This window comes from Streptomyces sp. NBC_00667, from assembly GCF_036226825.1.
Taxonomy (GTDB): domain Bacteria; phylum Actinomycetota; class Actinomycetes; order Streptomycetales; family Streptomycetaceae; genus Streptomyces.
Genome location: NZ_CP109022.1, coordinates 667,824 through 684,916, shown reverse-complemented (window position 1 = coordinate 684,916; position 17,093 = coordinate 667,824). Strand labels below are relative to the sequence as shown.

Sequence of the window (17,093 nt, the reverse complement as noted above, 5' to 3'; positions counted from 1 at the left end):
CGGTGGGCTCAGGGCTTGGCGGTCAGCGCGGCGGGCTGCCCCGCGGGCCGGGTGACGGGCTGTTCGACGGCGGGGGCGGCGGGCGCTTCGTCCTCGTTCAACATGCTGAGGTAGCGCTCGCCCGTGTCGGGGAGGACCGTGACGATCGTGGCGCCGATGTAGTCCGGGTGCCCGGCCAGCCGGGCGCAGGCGTGGGCGACGGCGCCGGAGGAGACCCCGGCGAAGATCCCCTGGCGGCGGGCGAGGGCGCGGGCGGCGAGCATGGCGTCTTCGTCGGAGACCGTCACCACGCTGTCGATCAGGTCGACGGCGGTGGTGGGGGCGACGAAGCCGCCGTTGAGACCGGGGATGCGGTGCAGCCCGCCGACGCCCTGGGACAGGACCGGCGAGTTCTCCGGTTCGACCGCGACGACGCGTACCTCCGGGTTCTGCTCCTTCAAGTACTTCGCGATGCCGCTGAGGGTGCCGCCGGTGCCCACACCGCAGACCAGTACGTCGATCCGCCCGGCCGTGTCGGTCCAGATCTCCGGGCCGGTCGTCTCGTAGTGGGCCCGCACGTTGTCGGGGTTCTCGTGCTGGCACGGGAACCAGGAGCCCGGCGTCGCCGCGTGCAACTCCTCGGCCTTGGCGATCGCACCGGGGTATCCGCTCTCGCGCGGGGTCTGCACCACCTCCGCGCCCAGCGCCTTGAGCAGGGAGACCCGCTCGGCGGTGGCGCTGTCGGGCAGCACGATCACGCAGCGGTAGCCGCGGGCGGCACAGAACGCGGCCAGCGAGATGCCCGTGTTGCCGGACGTCGCCTCGATGACGGTGCCACTTCCGGCCTTGAGGTCGCCCCGGAGTTCCGCCGCCCGCAGCATGTACAGGGCGGCGCGGTCCTTGCTGCTGGACATCGGGTTGGCCGATTCCAGCTTCGCCAGCACCTCGGTGCCCGGGGCGGTGTCGTCGAAGCGCAGGCGGATCAGGGGGGTCGAGCCGACCAAGTCCTCGATGCTGTCGGCGATGTCGCGCTTCTGGCGGCTTTCCACGTCTGGTTCCTCACAAGTCGTTCGGTGGGGCGGTGTGTCGGTCGGTCGTACGGTGCGGCGCACGCCGGCGTGGTCCTCGCGGGGGGAATCCGCCGGGGGCCGGCGCCGCGGGACGGGAGGGGGCGGTACTACCAGGAGCCGGCCGAGGCGGTGACGGCGTACAGGTCCTCCATGGGCTGCGGAGCCTGGCCGACGGCCTTGATCACGGCGGTGGCGGCGAGCACCCGGGCGCCCGGCGGCACGTCCTTGTTCACCAGGGCCTGGGCCCCGATGACGGCGTGCTCACCGATGGTGACGGGGCCCAGCACGGTCGCGTTCGTACCGAGCACGACGTCGTGGCCGACCACCGGATGGCGGCGTTCCCCCGCGGCCCGGTTGTTGTCGCTCCACCAGCCCACCGCTCCCAGCGTGACCTGGTGGTAGATGGTCACGTCGTCCCCGACCACCGCGGTCTCGCCGATCACGACGGCCGCGCCGTGGTCGATGAACACCCGCCGGCCGAGCACCGCACCGGGATGGATCTCCACGGCGGTGCCCCGGCGGGCGTACCAGGCGATGGCCCGCGCGATGAACCGCAGCCCGCGCAGGTGCAGCCGGTGTGCGACGCGGTGCGCCCACAGGGCGGGCAGTGCCGCGTGCAGCAGGGCTTCGCGGCGGTTGCGCATGGACGGGTCCCGGGCGAGCACCACGTCCAGGTCTTCCTTCATGATCCGCAGGAGGCCGGGCCGGTCGTCCGCCATCAGACGAGCACCCCGGCGGGCTCACCGAGGGGGCCGAGCTCGGCGCCGAGGGGGCTGAGCTCGGCGACGAGGGCGCGGGTCAGGCTCTCCAGCCGCGCCACGACCTCCGGATCGGTGTAACGGCCGTCCGTGCCGTCCGGCACGGTGACGCCGCCGATGGCGACCGGCTCGTGTCCGACGACCAGTGCGCCGCACCGGCCGAGTACGCCGACCAGGCCGGGCTGGGCGTCGATCCCGCCGCGCGCCCCGGGGGAGGCGCTGGCCACGGCCGTCACCTTGCCGGTCAGCGGGCTTTGGCCGCCCGGCCGGGACAGCCAGTCCAGGGCGTTCTTGAGCGCGCCGGGCATCTCGCCGTTGTAGGAGGGGGTGCTGATGAACAACGCGTCCGCGCCGGCGACCAGTTCCTTGGCCGCGCGCACGGCCGCCGACCCGTCGGCGAGCTCCAGGCCGGCCTCGTAGAACGGCAGGCCGGCAACGGGGAGCAGCACGGTCTCGTGGTCACCGGGCAGCTCGCCCAGGATGTGGCGCACGGTCGCCAGCACGGCGTTGTTCAGCGAGTCCCGGCGCGTACTGCCGGATATCAGGACGATCTTCGCCACGGTGAACCCCTCTCCTCGGCCCGGGACTTCCGCCTGCGGTTCCCGGACCCCTCTTGTCGCGGCCCCGGCGGTGAGGCCGACGCGCGGACGGGAGAGCACTGTCGGCCGGGGGCACACACGTGCCGCCCGGCCCGGGTGGTGGCTCCGGCCCGCGTCGTCTTCGTCACGGTCCCAGCCCGTGCTGTTGGCAGCCTTGACCGGGACTCGCGTCGCGACGGAGGACCTCAGGAGTCTGCCTGCACCGGCGGCCTTGCCGGCATCCTCGCCGGTGTCGCCACCGGCCTTTGTGCCGGTCCGTGCGGCCTGCGTCAGTCGAGGACGTCCGGGACCGGCTCGGTGCTGCCGCGCCGGAGGGCGGTCCTGGAACCGGCAGCCGGGCCCAGCGCCCAGTCGGAGAGGGCCATCGAGTCCACGTACCGCTCCTCGTCGTTCAGCAGGACGCCGATGACCGTCCTGCCGCCCCGGGTCACGGAGAAGACGAGGCACTTGCCCGCCGCCGTGCCCGTGCCGGTCTTGACGCCGATCGCACCCGGGTACCCGTATCCGGTCGGCCGGGGCCGCACCAGCAGGTTGGTGTTGGACCACGCCGCGTCGGTCGAAGTGCCGCCGGTGCTGATCGAGGTGGTCTTCACCAGGGTCCGGAACGTGGTGCCGGTCATCGCGTACTTGGTGAGCTTCGCGAGGTCGCGCGGGGTGGTGAGGTTGTTGCCGGTCGGCGAGATGCCGTCGAAGGAGTCGTACCCGGTCCGGGTCAGGCCCAGCGCCCTGGCCTTGGAGTTCATCTGGGCGATGAAGTCCGCCGTGCGGGCCGCCGTGGTCGTGCCCTTGCCGAAGGTGTCGGCGAGCGCGTACGCCGCGTCGCAGCCCGAGGGCAGCATCATGGCGTACAGCAGCTGTCGGACCGTCGGCCGGGCGCCCGCCTTGAGGTGGGCCGAGCTCGCGCCCTCGCGGACCACGTAGTCCAGGTACGCCTGCTTGACGGTGACGTGCCGTTCGAGGTCGACGCCCGGCTGGGTGGTCACCACCAGAGCCGTCATTATCTTCGTGGTGCTGGCCATCTGACGCCTGGTGTCGGCGGCCTTGGAGGTGAGGGTCGCCCCGGTGGCACCGTCCATCAGGAACGCTCCGGCCGCGGTGAGGGGCGGCGCGGAGGCGGCCCGGGCCGGCGCCGGGACCGTGAGCAGGGCGCCGGTCGCGACGGCGACGGCGAGCGCGCCACGCGCACGGCGCATCAGTTTCGAGGTCAAGTCGGTCCCCCCGCGTTGGCTTTCGATCCGCTCGGACGCGGGCCGGGTGCCTGCGCCCGGGCGGGATCCTAGCGCCGCACCCGTGGTCCGCCCAGAGGTTCGGCGGCGCGGGGACGGGGACATGGGTGAGGCGTGCCGCGGGATTCCCGCGGCACGCCGTCCCAGGAGCACGTCACGTCACCGTCGGCGCGGGACGTGACGGGCGGTGGACCGGTCAGCCGTGGTGACGGCGACCCTGGCGGCCGCCCCAGGACTCGGTGTCGATGACGCGGCCGCGGTCGTCACGCAGGGTCGCGATGTCGCGGGCGTCCCAGATCTGCTGGCGGCGGTTCTGGTAGACGTCCCGGTGGGTGTTGCGGCCCTGGCCGGTGTGGACCTTCACGCTGTGGCCGCCCTCCAGCCGCAGGCCGGCGAAGCGGTAGCGGTTGCCCTGCTTGTCGGTGAGGGTGTAGCCGCGCAGCTCGACGCTGCGGCGGCCGGTGTTCTTCACCTCGACCCATTCCCGGTTGAGCGCGTGGTTGGACACGTTGCGGACGTGGCTCTCGTGCTGGACGGAGCCGATGACGACCGAGGAGTGCGTGGCGCGGTGGTGGTCGCCGGAGGCGGAGGCCGGCAGGGCGGCGGCGCCGACCAGGGCGCCGGCGGCGAGGAACGCCGCGACGACACGACGGGGGGTGAGAGAAGCAGACAAGGAAATGGCCCCTTCCAACGTTGGGCCGCCCCGGGGTTCGAACTGGCCGGGCGGGCTCCGAGCGGTTCTCGGCAAGTGGCCGAGGAGCCATACTTTGGCCCACTTCCGCCGCCCGGCACGGTGGACTCGCCCTGTGTTGCCTAATACAGACATGTCGGTAACTGTCCCTTTACCAAAGGAATGCAGCTGAAAGTCAGGAAATAACCGGTTATGTCGTTTTTTCGTATGTGTGGGCGCGTGAGGGTTCAGGAGATCCCGTACCACTGGCTGCCCCAGCCGGTGTTGATGGTGCTCGTGGACTGCTCGGCGAGGTTCACGGTGGCGGGCAGCGAGCTCTGACCGGTCAGCACCGTGCTGTACCGCAGCTTCGGCGGCGCCAGACCGGCGTTGACCGAGATGCCGGCCCCCGTGGACTTCAAGGTGAGGGCGTTGGTGGCCCAGTTGCCGTTGAGCAGCAGGGCGATGAAGTACGTCCCGGGGGCGGCGGTGAACGGCTTGCCCAGCGGCAGCGGCTTGGCCACCGCATCGCCCATCAGCTGCGGTGAGATGTCCGAGGTGGCCGCGCGCAGGGTGCCGGCGCCGTCGTACACACCGAGGTAGCAGTTGGCGAGCTGGGCGCTCGGGTCGACACCGGCCAGGCCCAGCCAGATGTTCGACCAGGTGATCTGCTCGCGCAGGACGACCCGTACGAGGGTGAGCCGCCCGCCGACCCCGGCGGCCGACTGGGCGGTGACGTGCCCCGCGTCGTTGGGGTCGCCGGTCCAGGCCAGCAGGTTCTGGTCCTGCGGCCGGGGCCCCTGGTACCCCTCGGCCGCGGGCCCCCCGTCGTGCGCGGGCGCCGGAGCCGAAGGGGTGGCGCCCCCGTGTCCCCGCTCGCCCGGGGAGGTGCAGCCGGCCACGAGGAACAGGGCGGCGAGGGCCCCGAGGAGGCCCTTCGCGGCGGTGGCGGTGATGGTCCGGGTGCGCATGGTCCCCCCATGAGGCGCGGTGTGCCGACGCGCCATGATCACACGGCCGGGGCCGGACGCCACAGGGCGGCCCCGCACGCACGCAGACCGGCCGCCGCGGCTGCGGCGACCGGTCTCCCGTCGGCCCTGACGAGGAGAGCTCGCCCGGTGCGGTCAGCGGGCCCGTGCCCCCTGCTGCGCCTCGATGCCGACGCGCAGCTCGCCCACCGCGGCGTCCAGCGAGCGCGTCACCGCGGCCGCGGCCGGGCCGGTGGCGATGACGTGCCCGAGCCGGTCGTACGCGTTTTCGGCGGGCCGTACGGCGGCACCCGTCGCGGCGGTGACGGTGACGGCCGTGACACCGTCGACGGCGCGCGCGGCGTCGACGCCCTCGACGCCGCGCAGCGTCCCCGCGCCCCCGGGGAGCAGGAACCTGATGCCGGCGCAAGCGGAGTGCGAGGGAGTCAGGTCCAGCGGCATCCCGGTCGCGACCCGCAGCTGCTGCTCCAGCAGGTCGATGCCGGTGGCCTGCCGGACCGCCTCCGGAATCATGCCGCCCGCCAGTCGCGGGTTGACCTCGATCACCGCGACTCCGCTCCCGGTGAGCTTGACCTCCGTGTGGGTCGGGCCGAGTTCCCAGCCGATGGCCTTGAGGGCCGCGCTGACCGTCTCGGCGACGGCGCCCGCGACCGGCCCGGTGAGGGGGGCGGGGAACAGGTGCCCGGTCTCCACGAAGTGCGGGCCGGCCGTGACCTGCTTGGCGGTGATGCCGACACAGGTGGCGACGCCGTCGTGGGAGAACATCTCCACGCTGAACTCGGGACCGTCGAGGTACTCCTCCAGGAGCACGGTCCGCGCCGTGGGCAGCCCCCGGGCGTTGGCCGTCACCGCGAGGACGCGCTCCGCGTGCGCCGCGACCTCTTCGGCGGTGGAGCACAGCAGGACGCCGTTCGAGCCGGAGTCGTCGGCGGGCTTCACCACGCACGGCAGACCGACGGCGCGTACCGCACCGTCCACGTCGGCCGCGTCCGTCAGGATCGCGAACCGCGGCTGCCCGACGCCCGCGTCCCGCAGGACACGGCGCGTCGTCGCCTTGTTGCGGCAGGCGGCCACGGCGTCCGCCGTGTTGCCGGCCAGACCCAGCCAGTCGGTCAGCCCGGCCACCGCGGGAACGTAGAAGTCGCTCGTCGTCGTCACCCCGACCAGCTCCTCGCGGGGGTACCGCCGGCTGATGACGGCCCGCAGTTCGGCCGGCGAGCCGGTGTCGCAGACGACGACCTCGGCGCCCGTTTCCGCCAGGCCCGCGTACCGCTGCGGCCCGGCCGTCAGCAGCACCGGGGTCAGCCCCAGCTCCCTCGCCCGGGACAGCGCGATCATGCCGGTGCCCGTGGTGTTGGACTCGACGAACAGCACCCGCCTGGGCAGGTCCCGGGGCCGGCGCACCTCGGCGCGCGACCACTGGCTCACATGGGTCCCGTAGGCGACCTGGGCCGGCTCGGAGGCCAACGGCAGGTCGGCCACCTTGTGCTCGGTCCAGTACTCGTCGCTGTACACGGTCTCCGTGTAGCGGTCACCGCGGTCCGGGAAGATGCCGACGATCCGGCTGCCCGGCTCCGCGCGGGCTGCCACGTCGGTGAGCACCCGGTAGACCGACCCGGAGGTGTTGCCCGCGAAGATCTGCTGCTCCCCGGCCAGGGCGCGGGCCGCGGCGAACGCCTCGTGGTCGTTGAGCCAGTGCACCTCGTCGATGATCCCGCGGTCGAGGTTGTGCGGCGACAGGCTGTTGCCGAGGCCGCTCTGGAGCCGCTTGGGCACGTCCGGCTGCTCGAAGAGGGCACTGCCCACGCAGTCCACGCCGACCGACCGCAGCCCCGGCAGGCGCCGCCGCAGGGCGCGGGTGCTGCCGCACAGGGAGCCGCCGCTGCCCACCGCCCCCACCAGTACGTCCACGGTGCCCAGGTCGCGCAGCAGTTCGTCGGCGAGTACGCGGTAGGCGCGCGGGTTATCCGGGTTGGTGTACTGCCGCGGCCAGAAGGCGCCGGGCATGTCCCGCATCAGCGCGTCCAGTCGCTCCAGGCGGGCGCCCTGCCAGCCCTGGTCGGTCATCTTGGGGACCACGTGGACCTCGGCGCCCAGCGAGCGCAGCTTCGCCATGGTCATGCGGTCGATACGGGGATCGGTGACGATGTGCACAGGGTGGCCCAGCGAGCGGCCCACGAGCGCCACCCCGAGGGCCATCGTGCCGGACGAACTCTCCACGATGGGAGCTCCCGGCAGCAGCGCCCCGATGCGGCGCGCCTCCTCGATGGCACTCTTGGCCACCCGGTCCTTCATGCCGAAGGGATTGGCGAGTTCCAGCTTCGCGTAGACCTCGGTCCCGTCCGGCACATCGAGGTCGAGCCGGACGAGCGGGGTGTGCCCGACCATGTCGTAGACGGTTTGAAAGAGCATGTCTCTTCCTCAGACGTTGGTGGGGGCCGCCGCGGGGGCGGAGGCGGCGAGCGGACGGAACCCTCCGTAGGACCAGTCGTCGCCGTGGCCAAGGGAGCGGTGGAGCATCGTGGTGCCGGGCAGCGACGCACACGCGGCGAGCGCGATCTCGGCCTTGAGCGAGGTCTCGGGATCGTCGTGGGGCAGCAGGATGCCGAGCATCGTCCCGCTGTGGGCGCAGGCGATGCCGAGCCCGTCGATGTCGCGGCAGATGCGCTGGAGGGTGGGCAGGGAGGGGCGGGGCATGTGCCGCGCGTTCAGCTCGGCGCTGCGGGTGGCGACGCGGCCCAGCGCGCGCAGGTCCGAAACGAGGATCGCGTCGCGAGCCTGGTCGAGGAGGCCGGCGTACTCGCGCTGTTCCTGCGCGCTGCGCGCCGTGGCCGCGTGGTTGTGGCTGATGGTGTCGACCTGTCCGCCTTCGTCGTAGGCGATGACGGTCATGGAAGGTACGGTTCCCAGGCGTTCGCGGAGCCGGACCTCACGGTGGCTGAACGCCACGATCTCGTCGTACATGACGCCGTCCGACGGTTCTATGCCACGCAGCAGTGCCTCGATGTCCGCCGGGGTGAAGCGGACGTCCAGGGCGTCGGCCACCGCGCGCGCCGTGGCCACGAGGTCCGCCGACGAGCTGGCCATGCCCTTGCCTTCGGGCAGCTCGCTGCCGATGCGCAGCTGGCCGCCGCCGCTGTGGCCCGCGGCGCGAAGGGCCCGCTGCGCGAGCTTCGCGGCCTTGCGTTTGTGGCGGGGCGCCACGTGGATGGCCGTCGCGTCCGGTTCGTGCGCGAAGGTCGCCGTGGACCAGGCCGCCACCGGTGACGTGACCATGAAATGCTCGCCGGTGCCGGGCAGCACGCCCTGGAGGAGCTCCCCGAACGTTCCGAAGGCCCTGCCGACGCCGGCGTTGCGCGTGCGCGGCAGTCCGGCCGGTTCGGCCAGCCCGTCGAGCTCAGGCGTGTACGGCTGCACTGTCATGCTCTTCTCCTCCGTGTCCGCTACGGGTGGACCGGGCGCGGGCCGCCCATTCCTCTCCCAGCCGTTCGAGTTCCTCGTCCTGCGCCCGCAGTACGGCCTTGACCGCTTCCGGCCGGGCGGAGCCCTCGGAGCGCGGCGCGTTCAGGGCGTGCCGTACGTCGAAGGTTCCGGCCAGCACCGACTCCGGCGCCGTCAGCTCGAAGCCGAGTTCCGCCGCCGTCCGCTTGAGCAGGCCCGCGTCGGTCCGGGCAGGCGCGAGCCCGGCCTCCATCGCGGCGACGATGTAACGGCCCGAGATCACCTGGGCCCGGCGCCAGGGCACTCCTTCGCGCAGCGTCAGGGCGTTGGCCAGGGCGAAACCGCCGAGGAACTCCCGCTCGCACGCCTCGCTCATGCGCTTCGTGTCGAAGCGCACGTGTTCCAGGACCGCCGTGGAAAGCCGCAGCACGCTCTCGAAGGTCTCGAACGCGAAGGACAGCTGCGATCCCGCTTCCTTCGACACCTCGACCGAGTTGGAGAACGGAGTGTTGCGCTGCCCGAGCACCGCGTCCATGTGGGCCGAGGACAGGTGCGCCGACTTGCCCCGGATCCGTTCGAGCACCGGGAAGTTCTTCTTCTGCGGCATCGCAGACGAGATCCCGGAGAGCTCGTCCGGCAGGTCCAGATAGCCGTAGGCGCTGCTGCCCCACGCCATCAGATCGGTGGTGAAACGGCTCAGGGCCACTGCGAACACACTGAACTCGGCCGTGATCTCCAGGACCCAGCCGCGGTACGCGACCGAGGTCAGGGCGAGGGGCTGCACCCTTGTGAAGCCGAGCAGGGCGGCCAGCCGTCCGCGGTCCCACGCCAGCTCCTGGCCCGACATGGCGCCGGCGCCCAGGGGGCACGCGTCGATACCGTCGTAGGTGGCGAGCAGGCGCCGCGCCGTGTGCAGCACCTGCTCGGACAGCGCCGCGAGGTAGAACCCGGGCGAGATGATCTGAGCGGCCTGCAAGTGGGTGTAGCCGGGCATCGGGTCGTCGGCGTACCGACCGGCGAGCCCTCCCGCCGCCCGGCCGAAGGCCAGCAGCGCCTCGGCGGCCGATACCAGTCGCTCACGTCCGGACATCAACTGGGCGCAGGCCTGGAGGTCGTTGCGGCTGCGGTCCACGTGCCAGGCGGCGACCGGCTCGGCGAGCCGCGTCTCGACGTGGCGCTCCAGCGAGAAGGCGATGTCCGACATGTTCGCCTCGCGCCCCGCCAGCAGTTGCCCGGCGGTCACGGAGTCGAGCAGCCCGCGGAGTTCCGCGGCCTGGCCGGCCGTCACCAGCCCCATCCGCAGGTATTCGGCGACGAGCGCCTTCTCGATCGCGATGTAGTGGGGCAGGAGATGCTCGGCCTCGTACCGGAACTGCGGGTCGAGGACCTCTTCCCGCAGCAGGTCGCTCGGTCCTTTGCCGATGCGTCCGCTCAGCGGCAGCGCGTCGCTCCCACCGTTGTCGTGGTCAGGGTGCACCTGGAATCCGTTTTCTCTCTTGGGGGACGGGAATCGGCAGGGCGCCGTTCTTCCGGGAAGGGCGCCGGCATGACCGCGCGTCGCTCCCGGGTGACCCGCGCGGGAGCCGGGGCGGGCGGGGCCGGCACCTTCCCGACGCCGCGGATCCGGGCCGAGCGGCTGACCGGAGGCAGGAAGATCAGCGGTGCGCGCACCACGCCGAGGTTGACGGGCGCCGTACGGAAGCCCTCGTGACCCACCAGGGTGAAGCCGGCGGCGACGCCGGCGGCCTGTCAACGGGGCGGGGCGGCAGCTGGGTTCGGGCATCGCGCGCCTTCGGACAGCTCACTCATCTGGTCCTCACAATCCCTGCTCGGTCGGCGATTGACCCACGGTCGGCCGGCGTTGGCCGGGGCGGACGCCGGGTTTCGGCACCTCACGGAAATCGACCAACCCCGAAAAGAAAAAACCAACCGTGTGGTTTTGTCAACGCCCGCTCAAGTGGACTTCGATGGCCTTTCCGGGGCCCTCGCGCTGGCTCGATCCACCCGGAAATTGCAGGGATAGGGCGTCGCCTAGGGGGCGGGGTGAGTCGCAGAAGACTACCCTTGACAAAACAGCTCAGTTGGTTTGTTCTGGCGAGGTAGTGGCTTGCTGGACGGCTTCGGAAGGACCGAGCATGCTCACGAAGGCACCACCAGACGACGTGGCCACACGACTCGCCGTGGACATCCGCCGCAAGGTCGGCGAGCTGAGCGCCTCGCCGAGCGGCGTGCGCGCCGACGGCAGCACGTCGATCGCCGACCTCCTCGCCGTCCTCTGCGGCGAGGTGCTGCGCCGGCCGGCCGGAGGGGGGCCGGGGGAGGTAGGCGACCACCTGATCCTCAGCAAGGGGCAGGCGTCCGGGGCCCTTTGCGCGGCGCTCGCCTCCACGGGTGCGGTGCCGCAGCCGCAGTGCGCGACGTACGCCGACGAGGGCAGCCGACCGGGCGGTCGCCTCGTGAAACGCCTGCCGGGCGTGGACTTCTCCACGGGCGCGCTCGGCCACGGGCTGTCACTGGGCTTGGGCGTCGCACTGGCCGAACGCTGCTACGGGCGCGGCGGCCGCGCGTTCGTGGTCCTCGGTGACGGGGAACTCCGGCAAGGCTCCCACTGGGAGGCGGCCGTGGGGGCGTCCGACCTCGGAGCCGACAACCTGACCGCGATCGTGGACCACAACGAGCGGGAGGCCGACGGCCGGAGCGAGGGCACCCTGTCCCTGCGACCGCTGGTGGACAGGTGGCTCGGCTCCGGCTGGCGCGTGCTGTCCATCGACGGGCACGACCACGACCAGATCAGGGAGGCCCTGCAGGGCCCCGTGGAGCCGGGCCGGCCCACGGCCGTCATCGCCCACACGATCAGGGCGCGCGGCGTCCCCGGCCCGCACGATGAGCGGGCCTGAGCGCGGGGCCCGGTCGCCGGGGTGTGGCTACCGGGCCCCGCGGCACGCACCGGTTACAGGTAGGGGCGGGTGATCAACTCGATCGCGTGGCCCGCAGGGTCCTTGAAGTACACGCCCCGGCCGCCGTGCTCGGTGTTGGTCTCGCGCGGGCGGCGCATCTGCGGATCGGCCCAGTGCTCGATACCGCGGTCGCAGAGCCGCCCGTACGCCCGGTCGAACAGCTCGTCGTCGATCAGGAAGGCGTAGTGCTGCATCTGGATCTCCACGGGCGGCTCCGCGAACTGGAGCAGCACGCCGTCGGGGAGTGCGATGTTGGTGAACGGCCCCCAGGACGGTGCTTCCGGAAGTTCCAGCAACTCCCGGAAGAAACGGGCCGACTCGTGGCGGTCCTTGGCGGCGATGATGGTGTGGTTGAACGTGACTGTCATGGAACTGACCTCGGTGTGTTCGACAGGTGCACGGAAATGGGGCGCTGGTGGTCAAGCGCCGGGGGTCCGCGTGCCGAACAACGGGGGTGCCTTCGTCGCACCCCGGGAGGGATCAGCCCTCCACCGGGTAGCCGATCCGTGTGTGGCGTAGCGCCGGTCCGGTGTTCACATCGGCGACCCTACGTGATCCAACACGCCCGGCACAACCGGCATTTGCCCCTCCCGCCGAGCCCGGTCCCGCCCCTCGCGGGTAGTTCGCTCCTGTCAGCCGGTCCTCCCGGTGAGGCGTTCGCGGACGGCCGGGCGGTCGACGCCCAGCTGCTCCATCAGCTCGGCGGCCGGGTCCGGGCGCTCGCGGGCGAGGAGCGCCAGCAGCAGGTGCTCCGGCCCCAGGCGCCGGCCGCCGGTCTTCTTCACCTCGACGAGGGCGTGCGGCAGGACCGAGCGGGCGCCGGAGGTGAAGGGCGTGCGCTTGCGCGAGAGGGGGACGGGCGGCCGCTCGACCCCCTCGACGTCGATCCCGATCGCGGCCAGCGCCGAGCGGTCCAGGCCCTCAAGGGCGGCCCGTGCGTCGTCGAGCCCGAAGCCGAGGCACCTCACCGCCGGTGAGCCGGGCTCGTGGAGGAGGCCCAGGAGGAGGTGCTCGGTCCCGACGCGGCGATCGCCCCGCAGTCGGGCTTCTTCCAGTGCGCAGGTGACGGCCGCGCGGGCGCCGGCTGTGAACTTCTCGAACACCGTCGTCTCACTTCCCGTGTTTGGCGTGTGCGGACTGCCGGGACACGCCGAGGGCGTCCCCGATCTGTTCCCAGGACCATCCCTGCTGCCTGGCGCGCGCCACCGCCGCCGCCTCGACCTGCTCGGCCAGCCGGTGCAGCGCACCCACCGCCCGTAGCCCCACGGCGGGGTCGTGCGACCTGAGACGTTCTGCCAGATCTCCGGTTTCCATGAATGTCAGTCTGGGCTGACATGCGTCCGCGTGTCAACCCAGGCTGACATCTTCAGGGATGCATGCGCGTCCCCTTGAGGACCTTGTCCACGGCGTTGCGCGGCCCGTACACGGCCATCCCCACCAGGTCGAGCTCGCCCGTGCCCACGGCCCGCACGGCCGCCCGGTTGTCGCGGTCGTTGCCCGTGCGGAAGAGGTCCGACGTGAACACGGCGGTCGTCAGCGCGCGGGAGCGGGCCCGGCCGTGCGCGGCGGTCAGGGTCTCCTTCGCCGCCTCGAAGACCAGCACGGGCTGACGGAACATCGGCAGGTAGGCGGTGTCGTCGGCGTCCGCGTACGGCTCGCCGATCACCTCCGGTGACGTCGTGCCGAGCCCGCTCACCAGGAACGCGGTCACGTTCAGCCGCTGCCAGGTCTCCAGGTCGTCCCGCAGCACGACGGCGATCTTGGTGTCGAAGCGGACGGGGACCATCGAGTCTTCCGCGCCGCCGGTCTCGTTCGTGATTCTCATGCCCTGAGACTGTCGCGTACGCCGGTCCTGCGTCTTGTACGTTCCTTGCATGACGCCCCGGCAGGAGACCTCGGCCTGGCGCCCGCCGGTGGCGGGCGTCCTGGAGGTCTTCCACGCCCACTTCACCGCGCACGCCTACCCGATGCACGTCCACGACGCCTGGACCCTGCTGATCGTCGACGACGGCGCGGTCCGCTACGACCTCGACCGCCACGAGCGCGCCACCCCGGGCGACACCGTCAGCCTCCTCCCGCCGCAGGTCCCGCACAACGGTTCACCCGCCACCACGGGCGGCTTCCGCAAGCGCGTGCTCTACCTCGACATGACCCACCTCGACGCGAGCCTCATCGGACCGGCGGTGGACGGCCCGGACCTCGCCGACCCCCTCCTGCGCAGCCGCATCGGACAACTGCACACGGTCCTCGCCCACCCGGGCGACGAGTTCGAGGCGGAGAGCCGCCTCGCCCTCATCGGTGAACGGCTGCGCGCACACCTGCGCCCCAGGCTGCCGCGCGGTGCGCGACCCGGCCACGGCGTCGCCCGGACACTGCGCGAACTCCTCGACGAACGGCTCCTGCAACCCCTCACCCTGGACGAGGCGGCCCGCCTCGTCCACGCCCACCCCACGCACCTCGTACGGGCGTTCAGCAGCGCGTTCGGCATGGCGCCGCACCAGTACGTGACTTCCCGCCGCGTCGACCTGGCCCGCCGGCTGCTGCTCGACGGGCAACCGCCGGGCGAGGTGGCGACCGCCGCCGGGTTCTACGACCAGTCGCACCTCACCCGGCACTTCAAGCGGGTCGTAGGCACCACCCCGGGCCGGTTCGCCCGGCTCAAAGGTCCGCCGCCGGGCGGGACCGCGGTGCCGGGGTGAGGGCGGCCAGGAACTCAAGGGCGTGCGCGGCGGCAGAGCCGGCCGGCGCGCTGTAGATCATCAGGGTCATGTCGGGGTCGTCGGGCGCCCGCATGGCCACGTAGTCCAAGGCCAGTTCGCCGACGCGCGGATGGACGAACCGCTTGCGGCCGCGGGTCTTGCCGCTGACGGTGTGGTCGTCCCACAGGCGGCGGAAATCAGGGCTGCCGAGGGAGAGTTCACCGACCAGCGCGGACAGCTGCGGGTCGTCGGGGTGGCGTCCGGCGTCGAGACGGAGGTTGGAGACGGTGTCCCGGGCCTTGGCCTCCCAGTCGGGGTAGAGGTCCTTGGCGGCAGGGTCCAGGAAGACCAGGCGCGCCATGTTCCGTTCGCCCGGCGGCAGGACGGGGAAGTCGGCGATCAGGGTGCGGGCCAGGTCGTTCCAGGCCAGGACGTCCAGACGCCGTCCGATGAGGTAGGCCGGTACGGTGACCAGCGCGTCCAGGGCCTGGCGCAGCTCGGGGCCGACGTGCTGGGTACGGCCGGGGTGCCGGTGCGCCCTGCCGGGCTTGGCGAGATTGTGGAGGTGGCCGCGTTCGTCGGCGTCCAGGCCGAGGGCATCGGCAACGGCGTCGAGTACGGCGGGGGAGACGTTGCGGGCCCGGCCCTGCTCCAGACGGGTGTAGTAGTCGACGCTCACGCCCGCCAGCAGGGCGAGTTCCTCACGGCGCAGGCCCGGCACGCGGCGCCGGCCGCCGAAACCGCCCGGGCCGACGGCGTCCGGACCGATGCGGGCCCGGCGCGACTTGAGGAACTCGGTGAGCTGGTGTGCACGGTCCATGCCCCCAGTGTCCGCCACCGCACCGCAGAGCCCAGCCTGGTCCTGCCGGACCCGGGCACGGCGGACCCCGGTCGAAGGGGGCCCTGGGCGGCGCCCTCCCGGGAGCGCAGGATGGACACCGTTCACCCGCGAACCCACTGGACCGGAGCCCCCTCATGCCGAACACGCTCGTGATCGTCGCCCGCTTCACCGCCAAGCCGGGCCAGGAAGGCCGTCTGCGCGACGAGCTGCACGCGATGATCGAACCCTCCCTGGCGGAGGAGGGCTGCCTCGCCTACCAGCCCTACGCCGATCCCCATCGCAGCGACCGGATGGTCATCGTCGAGGAGTGGGCCGACCCGGCCGCCCTCGACCACCACTTCTCGTTGCCGCACTTCCGCCGGGTCGCCAAGGCCCTGGACGAGATCCTCGCCGAGCCGTTCACCTTGCGCCGTCTGAACGACGCCCCGGCCTGACCCGGCTCCTCAGTCGATGCAGAACTCGTTGCCCTCGATGTCCAGCATCGGGATGCACGCGTCATTGCCGTCGTACAGCGTCCGCACGTGTACCGCGCCGAGCGGGACCAGTCGTGCGCATTCGGCCTCGAGTGCGGCGAGGCGCTCTTCCCCAACGAGTCCGGTGCCGACCCGCACGTCGAGATGAAGCCGGTTCTTGGCGGCCTTCCCTTCGGGGACGCGCTGGAAGTACAGTCGCGGGCCCACACCCGAGGGATCACTGCAGGCGAACCACGCATCCCGCTGCTCAGGTGGTTGCGAGCGTTTGAAATCGTCCCAGGTGGCGAACCCCTCCGGTGGCGGCGGTACGACATATCCCAGCACCTCGCACCAGAAACGGGCGAGGCGCTCGGGTTCTGCGCAGTCGAAGGTGACTTGGAACTGCTTGGTCGGTGCCATCGGTCCTCGGATCTCCGTCACGGCGGGCGATCCTGCCACGTGATCATCCGGGGCTCAACGGATTTCAGCACGCGCTACGCCGCCGGCAGCGATCCGCCCTGCACGGCCTGGATGTCCAGCTCCACCCTCAGCGTCGCGCCGATGGCGGCGATGCCCGCCTGGACGACCTGGTTGTAGTTCATCGCGAAGTCCTCGCGGCGCAGTTCGGCGGTGGCGCGGAACGCGGCGCGCGTGCCGCCCCACGGGTCGGCGCCCGTGCCCAGGTAGGCCAGGTCCAGGTCGACGGGGCGCACGACACCGCGCAGCGTCAGGTCGCCGTGCACCGTCCAGCGGTCGGAGCCGGCCGGGGACAGGCCCGTCGAGCGGTACCTGATCTGCGGGTACGCCGCCACGTCCAGGAAGTCCGGCGATTTGAGGTGCCCGTCGCGCATGCCGTTGCCCGTGTCGATGGAGGCCGCCTCGATCACCGCTTCCACGCGGGACGCCGACACCTCCCGCGGGGCGATCTCGATCCGGCCCGCGAACGCGGTGAACCGGCCGTGCACGCTGGAGATGCCCAGGTGCTGGGCGACGGCGGCCACCGACGAGTGCGCCGGGTCGATCGTCCACGGCCCGGGCGGCGGCAGCTCGGCGCCGCCGTGCCGGGCGAGGACCACGCTGCCGACCTCCGCGCGCCCGCTCGCCGTGACGATGGTGCTCGACGCCGTGGGCGCGTAGCCGACCGCGGTGACTATGACGGTGTACGCCCCCGGCGCGAGCGCGGTCGGGTCGTGCACGGCGCCCTCTTCGTCGGCCTCGGCCCGTACCACCTGTGTGCCCGTCATGTCCGTCACCGTGACGACCGCGTGCGACACGGCCCATCCGTCGCGCGTGCGGATCCGTGCGGTGAGTCCCATCCCGTTTTCTCCCTGCCGAAGCATCTCGAGTCAGTCGAAAAGAGGACCGGCCCGTGGGGCGCCCCCGCTCCGCGGCGCGCCCCACGGGCCGGTGCC

20 protein-coding genes are annotated in these 17,093 nt (G+C 72.2%); 4 read left to right on the top strand and 16 right to left on the bottom strand.

The genetic code is table 11. The features are described 5' to 3' along the window. Positions 1 to 8: 8 nt before the first annotated feature. The 9 genes from OHA81_RS03340 to OHA81_RS03300 form a co-directional block, all read right to left on the bottom strand. Positions 9 to 1,028, bottom strand: coding sequence for a PLP-dependent cysteine synthase family protein (locus OHA81_RS03340; RefSeq protein ID WP_329192572.1), 1,020 nt, complete (start codon positions 1,026 to 1,028; stop codon positions 9 to 11). Positions 1,029 to 1,156: 128 nt separating this feature from the next. Beyond that, positions 1,157 to 1,768 carry a serine O-acetyltransferase EpsC gene (epsC, locus tag OHA81_RS03335; RefSeq protein ID WP_329192570.1) on the bottom strand — a complete coding sequence of 204 codons (612 nt, stop codon included), beginning with the start codon at positions 1,766 to 1,768 and terminating at the stop codon, positions 1,157 to 1,159. Continuing rightward, positions 1,768 to 2,367 (bottom strand): NADPH-dependent FMN reductase, encoded by a 600-nt coding sequence (locus OHA81_RS03330; protein ID WP_329192568.1) that lies wholly within the window; start codon positions 2,365 to 2,367, stop codon positions 1,768 to 1,770. The genes epsC and OHA81_RS03330 overlap by 1 nt, the downstream gene beginning before the upstream one ends. Positions 2,368 to 2,675: 308 nt before the next feature. Continuing rightward, positions 2,676 to 3,599 carry a D-alanyl-D-alanine carboxypeptidase family protein gene (locus OHA81_RS03325; protein ID WP_329201970.1) on the bottom strand — a complete coding sequence of 308 codons (924 nt, stop codon included), beginning with the start codon at positions 3,597 to 3,599 and terminating at the stop codon, positions 2,676 to 2,678. Positions 3,600 to 3,828: 229 nt separating this feature from the next. After that, positions 3,829 to 4,305: a lamin tail domain-containing protein gene (locus OHA81_RS03320; protein WP_329192566.1), complete on the bottom strand. Its 477-nt coding sequence runs from the start codon at positions 4,303 to 4,305 to the stop codon at positions 3,829 to 3,831. A gap of 245 nt (positions 4,306 to 4,550) precedes the next feature. Beyond that, complete coding sequence (locus OHA81_RS03315; RefSeq protein ID WP_329192564.1) at positions 4,551 to 5,273, bottom strand: hypothetical protein; 723 nt, start codon at positions 5,271 to 5,273, stop codon at positions 4,551 to 4,553. 153 nt (positions 5,274 to 5,426) lie between these two features. Continuing rightward, positions 5,427 to 7,703 carry a pyridoxal-phosphate dependent enzyme gene (locus OHA81_RS03310; RefSeq protein WP_329192562.1) on the bottom strand — a complete coding sequence of 759 codons (2,277 nt, stop codon included), beginning with the start codon at positions 7,701 to 7,703 and terminating at the stop codon, positions 5,427 to 5,429. A gap of 9 nt (positions 7,704 to 7,712) precedes the next feature. Further along, positions 7,713 to 8,714, bottom strand: a complete 1,002-nt coding sequence (locus OHA81_RS03305) for a GHMP family kinase ATP-binding protein (protein WP_329192561.1) — start codon at positions 8,712 to 8,714, stop codon at positions 7,713 to 7,715. Further along, entirely contained in the window at positions 8,689 to 10,209 is a 1,521-nt protein-coding gene (locus OHA81_RS03300; protein WP_329192560.1) for an argininosuccinate lyase, read from the bottom strand. The genes OHA81_RS03305 and OHA81_RS03300 overlap by 26 nt, the downstream gene beginning before the upstream one ends. A gap of 69 nt (positions 10,210 to 10,278) precedes the next feature. On the opposite strand from OHA81_RS03300, the gene OHA81_RS03295 reads away from it, so the two are divergent. Further along, positions 10,279 to 10,443: a hypothetical protein gene (locus OHA81_RS03295; RefSeq protein ID WP_329192559.1), complete on the top strand. Its 165-nt coding sequence runs from the start codon at positions 10,279 to 10,281 to the stop codon at positions 10,441 to 10,443. Between the two features lie 424 nt (positions 10,444 to 10,867). Beyond that, positions 10,868 to 11,629: a transketolase gene (locus tag OHA81_RS03290; protein ID WP_329192557.1), complete on the top strand. Its 762-nt coding sequence runs from the start codon at positions 10,868 to 10,870 to the stop codon at positions 11,627 to 11,629. Positions 11,630 to 11,682: 53 nt separating this feature from the next. Here OHA81_RS03290 and OHA81_RS03285 read toward each other — a convergent pair whose 3' ends face one another. The 4 genes from OHA81_RS03285 to OHA81_RS03270 form a co-directional block, all read right to left on the bottom strand. Then, on the bottom strand, positions 11,683 to 12,057 hold the full coding sequence (locus OHA81_RS03285) for a VOC family protein (protein WP_329192555.1): 375 nt from the start codon (positions 12,055 to 12,057) through the stop codon (positions 11,683 to 11,685). A gap of 264 nt (positions 12,058 to 12,321) precedes the next feature. Next, entirely contained in the window at positions 12,322 to 12,792 is a 471-nt protein-coding gene (locus OHA81_RS03280) for a Clp protease N-terminal domain-containing protein (protein ID WP_329192553.1), read from the bottom strand. A 7-nt stretch (positions 12,793 to 12,799) separates the two neighbouring features. Next, positions 12,800 to 13,003 carry a helix-turn-helix domain-containing protein gene (locus tag OHA81_RS03275; RefSeq protein WP_329192551.1) on the bottom strand — a complete coding sequence of 68 codons (204 nt, stop codon included), beginning with the start codon at positions 13,001 to 13,003 and terminating at the stop codon, positions 12,800 to 12,802. A 52-nt stretch (positions 13,004 to 13,055) separates the two neighbouring features. Further along, complete coding sequence (locus OHA81_RS03270) at positions 13,056 to 13,514, bottom strand: DUF2000 domain-containing protein (RefSeq protein WP_329192549.1); 459 nt, start codon at positions 13,512 to 13,514, stop codon at positions 13,056 to 13,058. A 49-nt stretch (positions 13,515 to 13,563) separates the two neighbouring features. Here OHA81_RS03270 and OHA81_RS03265 point away from each other — a divergent pair, with 49 nt between their 5' ends. Continuing rightward, positions 13,564 to 14,388, top strand: coding sequence for a helix-turn-helix transcriptional regulator (locus tag OHA81_RS03265; RefSeq protein ID WP_329192547.1), 825 nt, complete (start codon positions 13,564 to 13,566; stop codon positions 14,386 to 14,388). Here the strand turns inward: OHA81_RS03265 and OHA81_RS03260 are convergent. Continuing rightward, positions 14,348 to 15,208, bottom strand: a complete 861-nt coding sequence (locus OHA81_RS03260; RefSeq protein ID WP_329192545.1) for a helix-turn-helix domain-containing protein — start codon at positions 15,206 to 15,208, stop codon at positions 14,348 to 14,350. The two genes, OHA81_RS03265 and OHA81_RS03260, sit on opposite strands and share 41 nt — an antisense overlap. Positions 15,209 to 15,363: 155 nt before the next feature. On the opposite strand from OHA81_RS03260, the gene OHA81_RS03255 reads away from it, so the two are divergent. Continuing rightward, positions 15,364 to 15,663 carry a putative quinol monooxygenase gene (locus OHA81_RS03255; RefSeq protein WP_329192543.1) on the top strand — a complete coding sequence of 100 codons (300 nt, stop codon included), beginning with the start codon at positions 15,364 to 15,366 and terminating at the stop codon, positions 15,661 to 15,663. Positions 15,664 to 15,672: 9 nt separating this feature from the next. Here OHA81_RS03255 and OHA81_RS03250 read toward each other — a convergent pair whose 3' ends face one another. Further along, positions 15,673 to 16,101 (bottom strand): VOC family protein, encoded by a 429-nt coding sequence (locus tag OHA81_RS03250; protein ID WP_329192541.1) that lies wholly within the window; start codon positions 16,099 to 16,101, stop codon positions 15,673 to 15,675. A gap of 74 nt (positions 16,102 to 16,175) precedes the next feature. Beyond that, positions 16,176 to 16,997 (bottom strand): YceI family protein, encoded by an 822-nt coding sequence (locus OHA81_RS03245; protein ID WP_329192539.1) that lies wholly within the window; start codon positions 16,995 to 16,997, stop codon positions 16,176 to 16,178. Between the last annotated feature and the right edge of the window lie 96 nt (positions 16,998 to 17,093).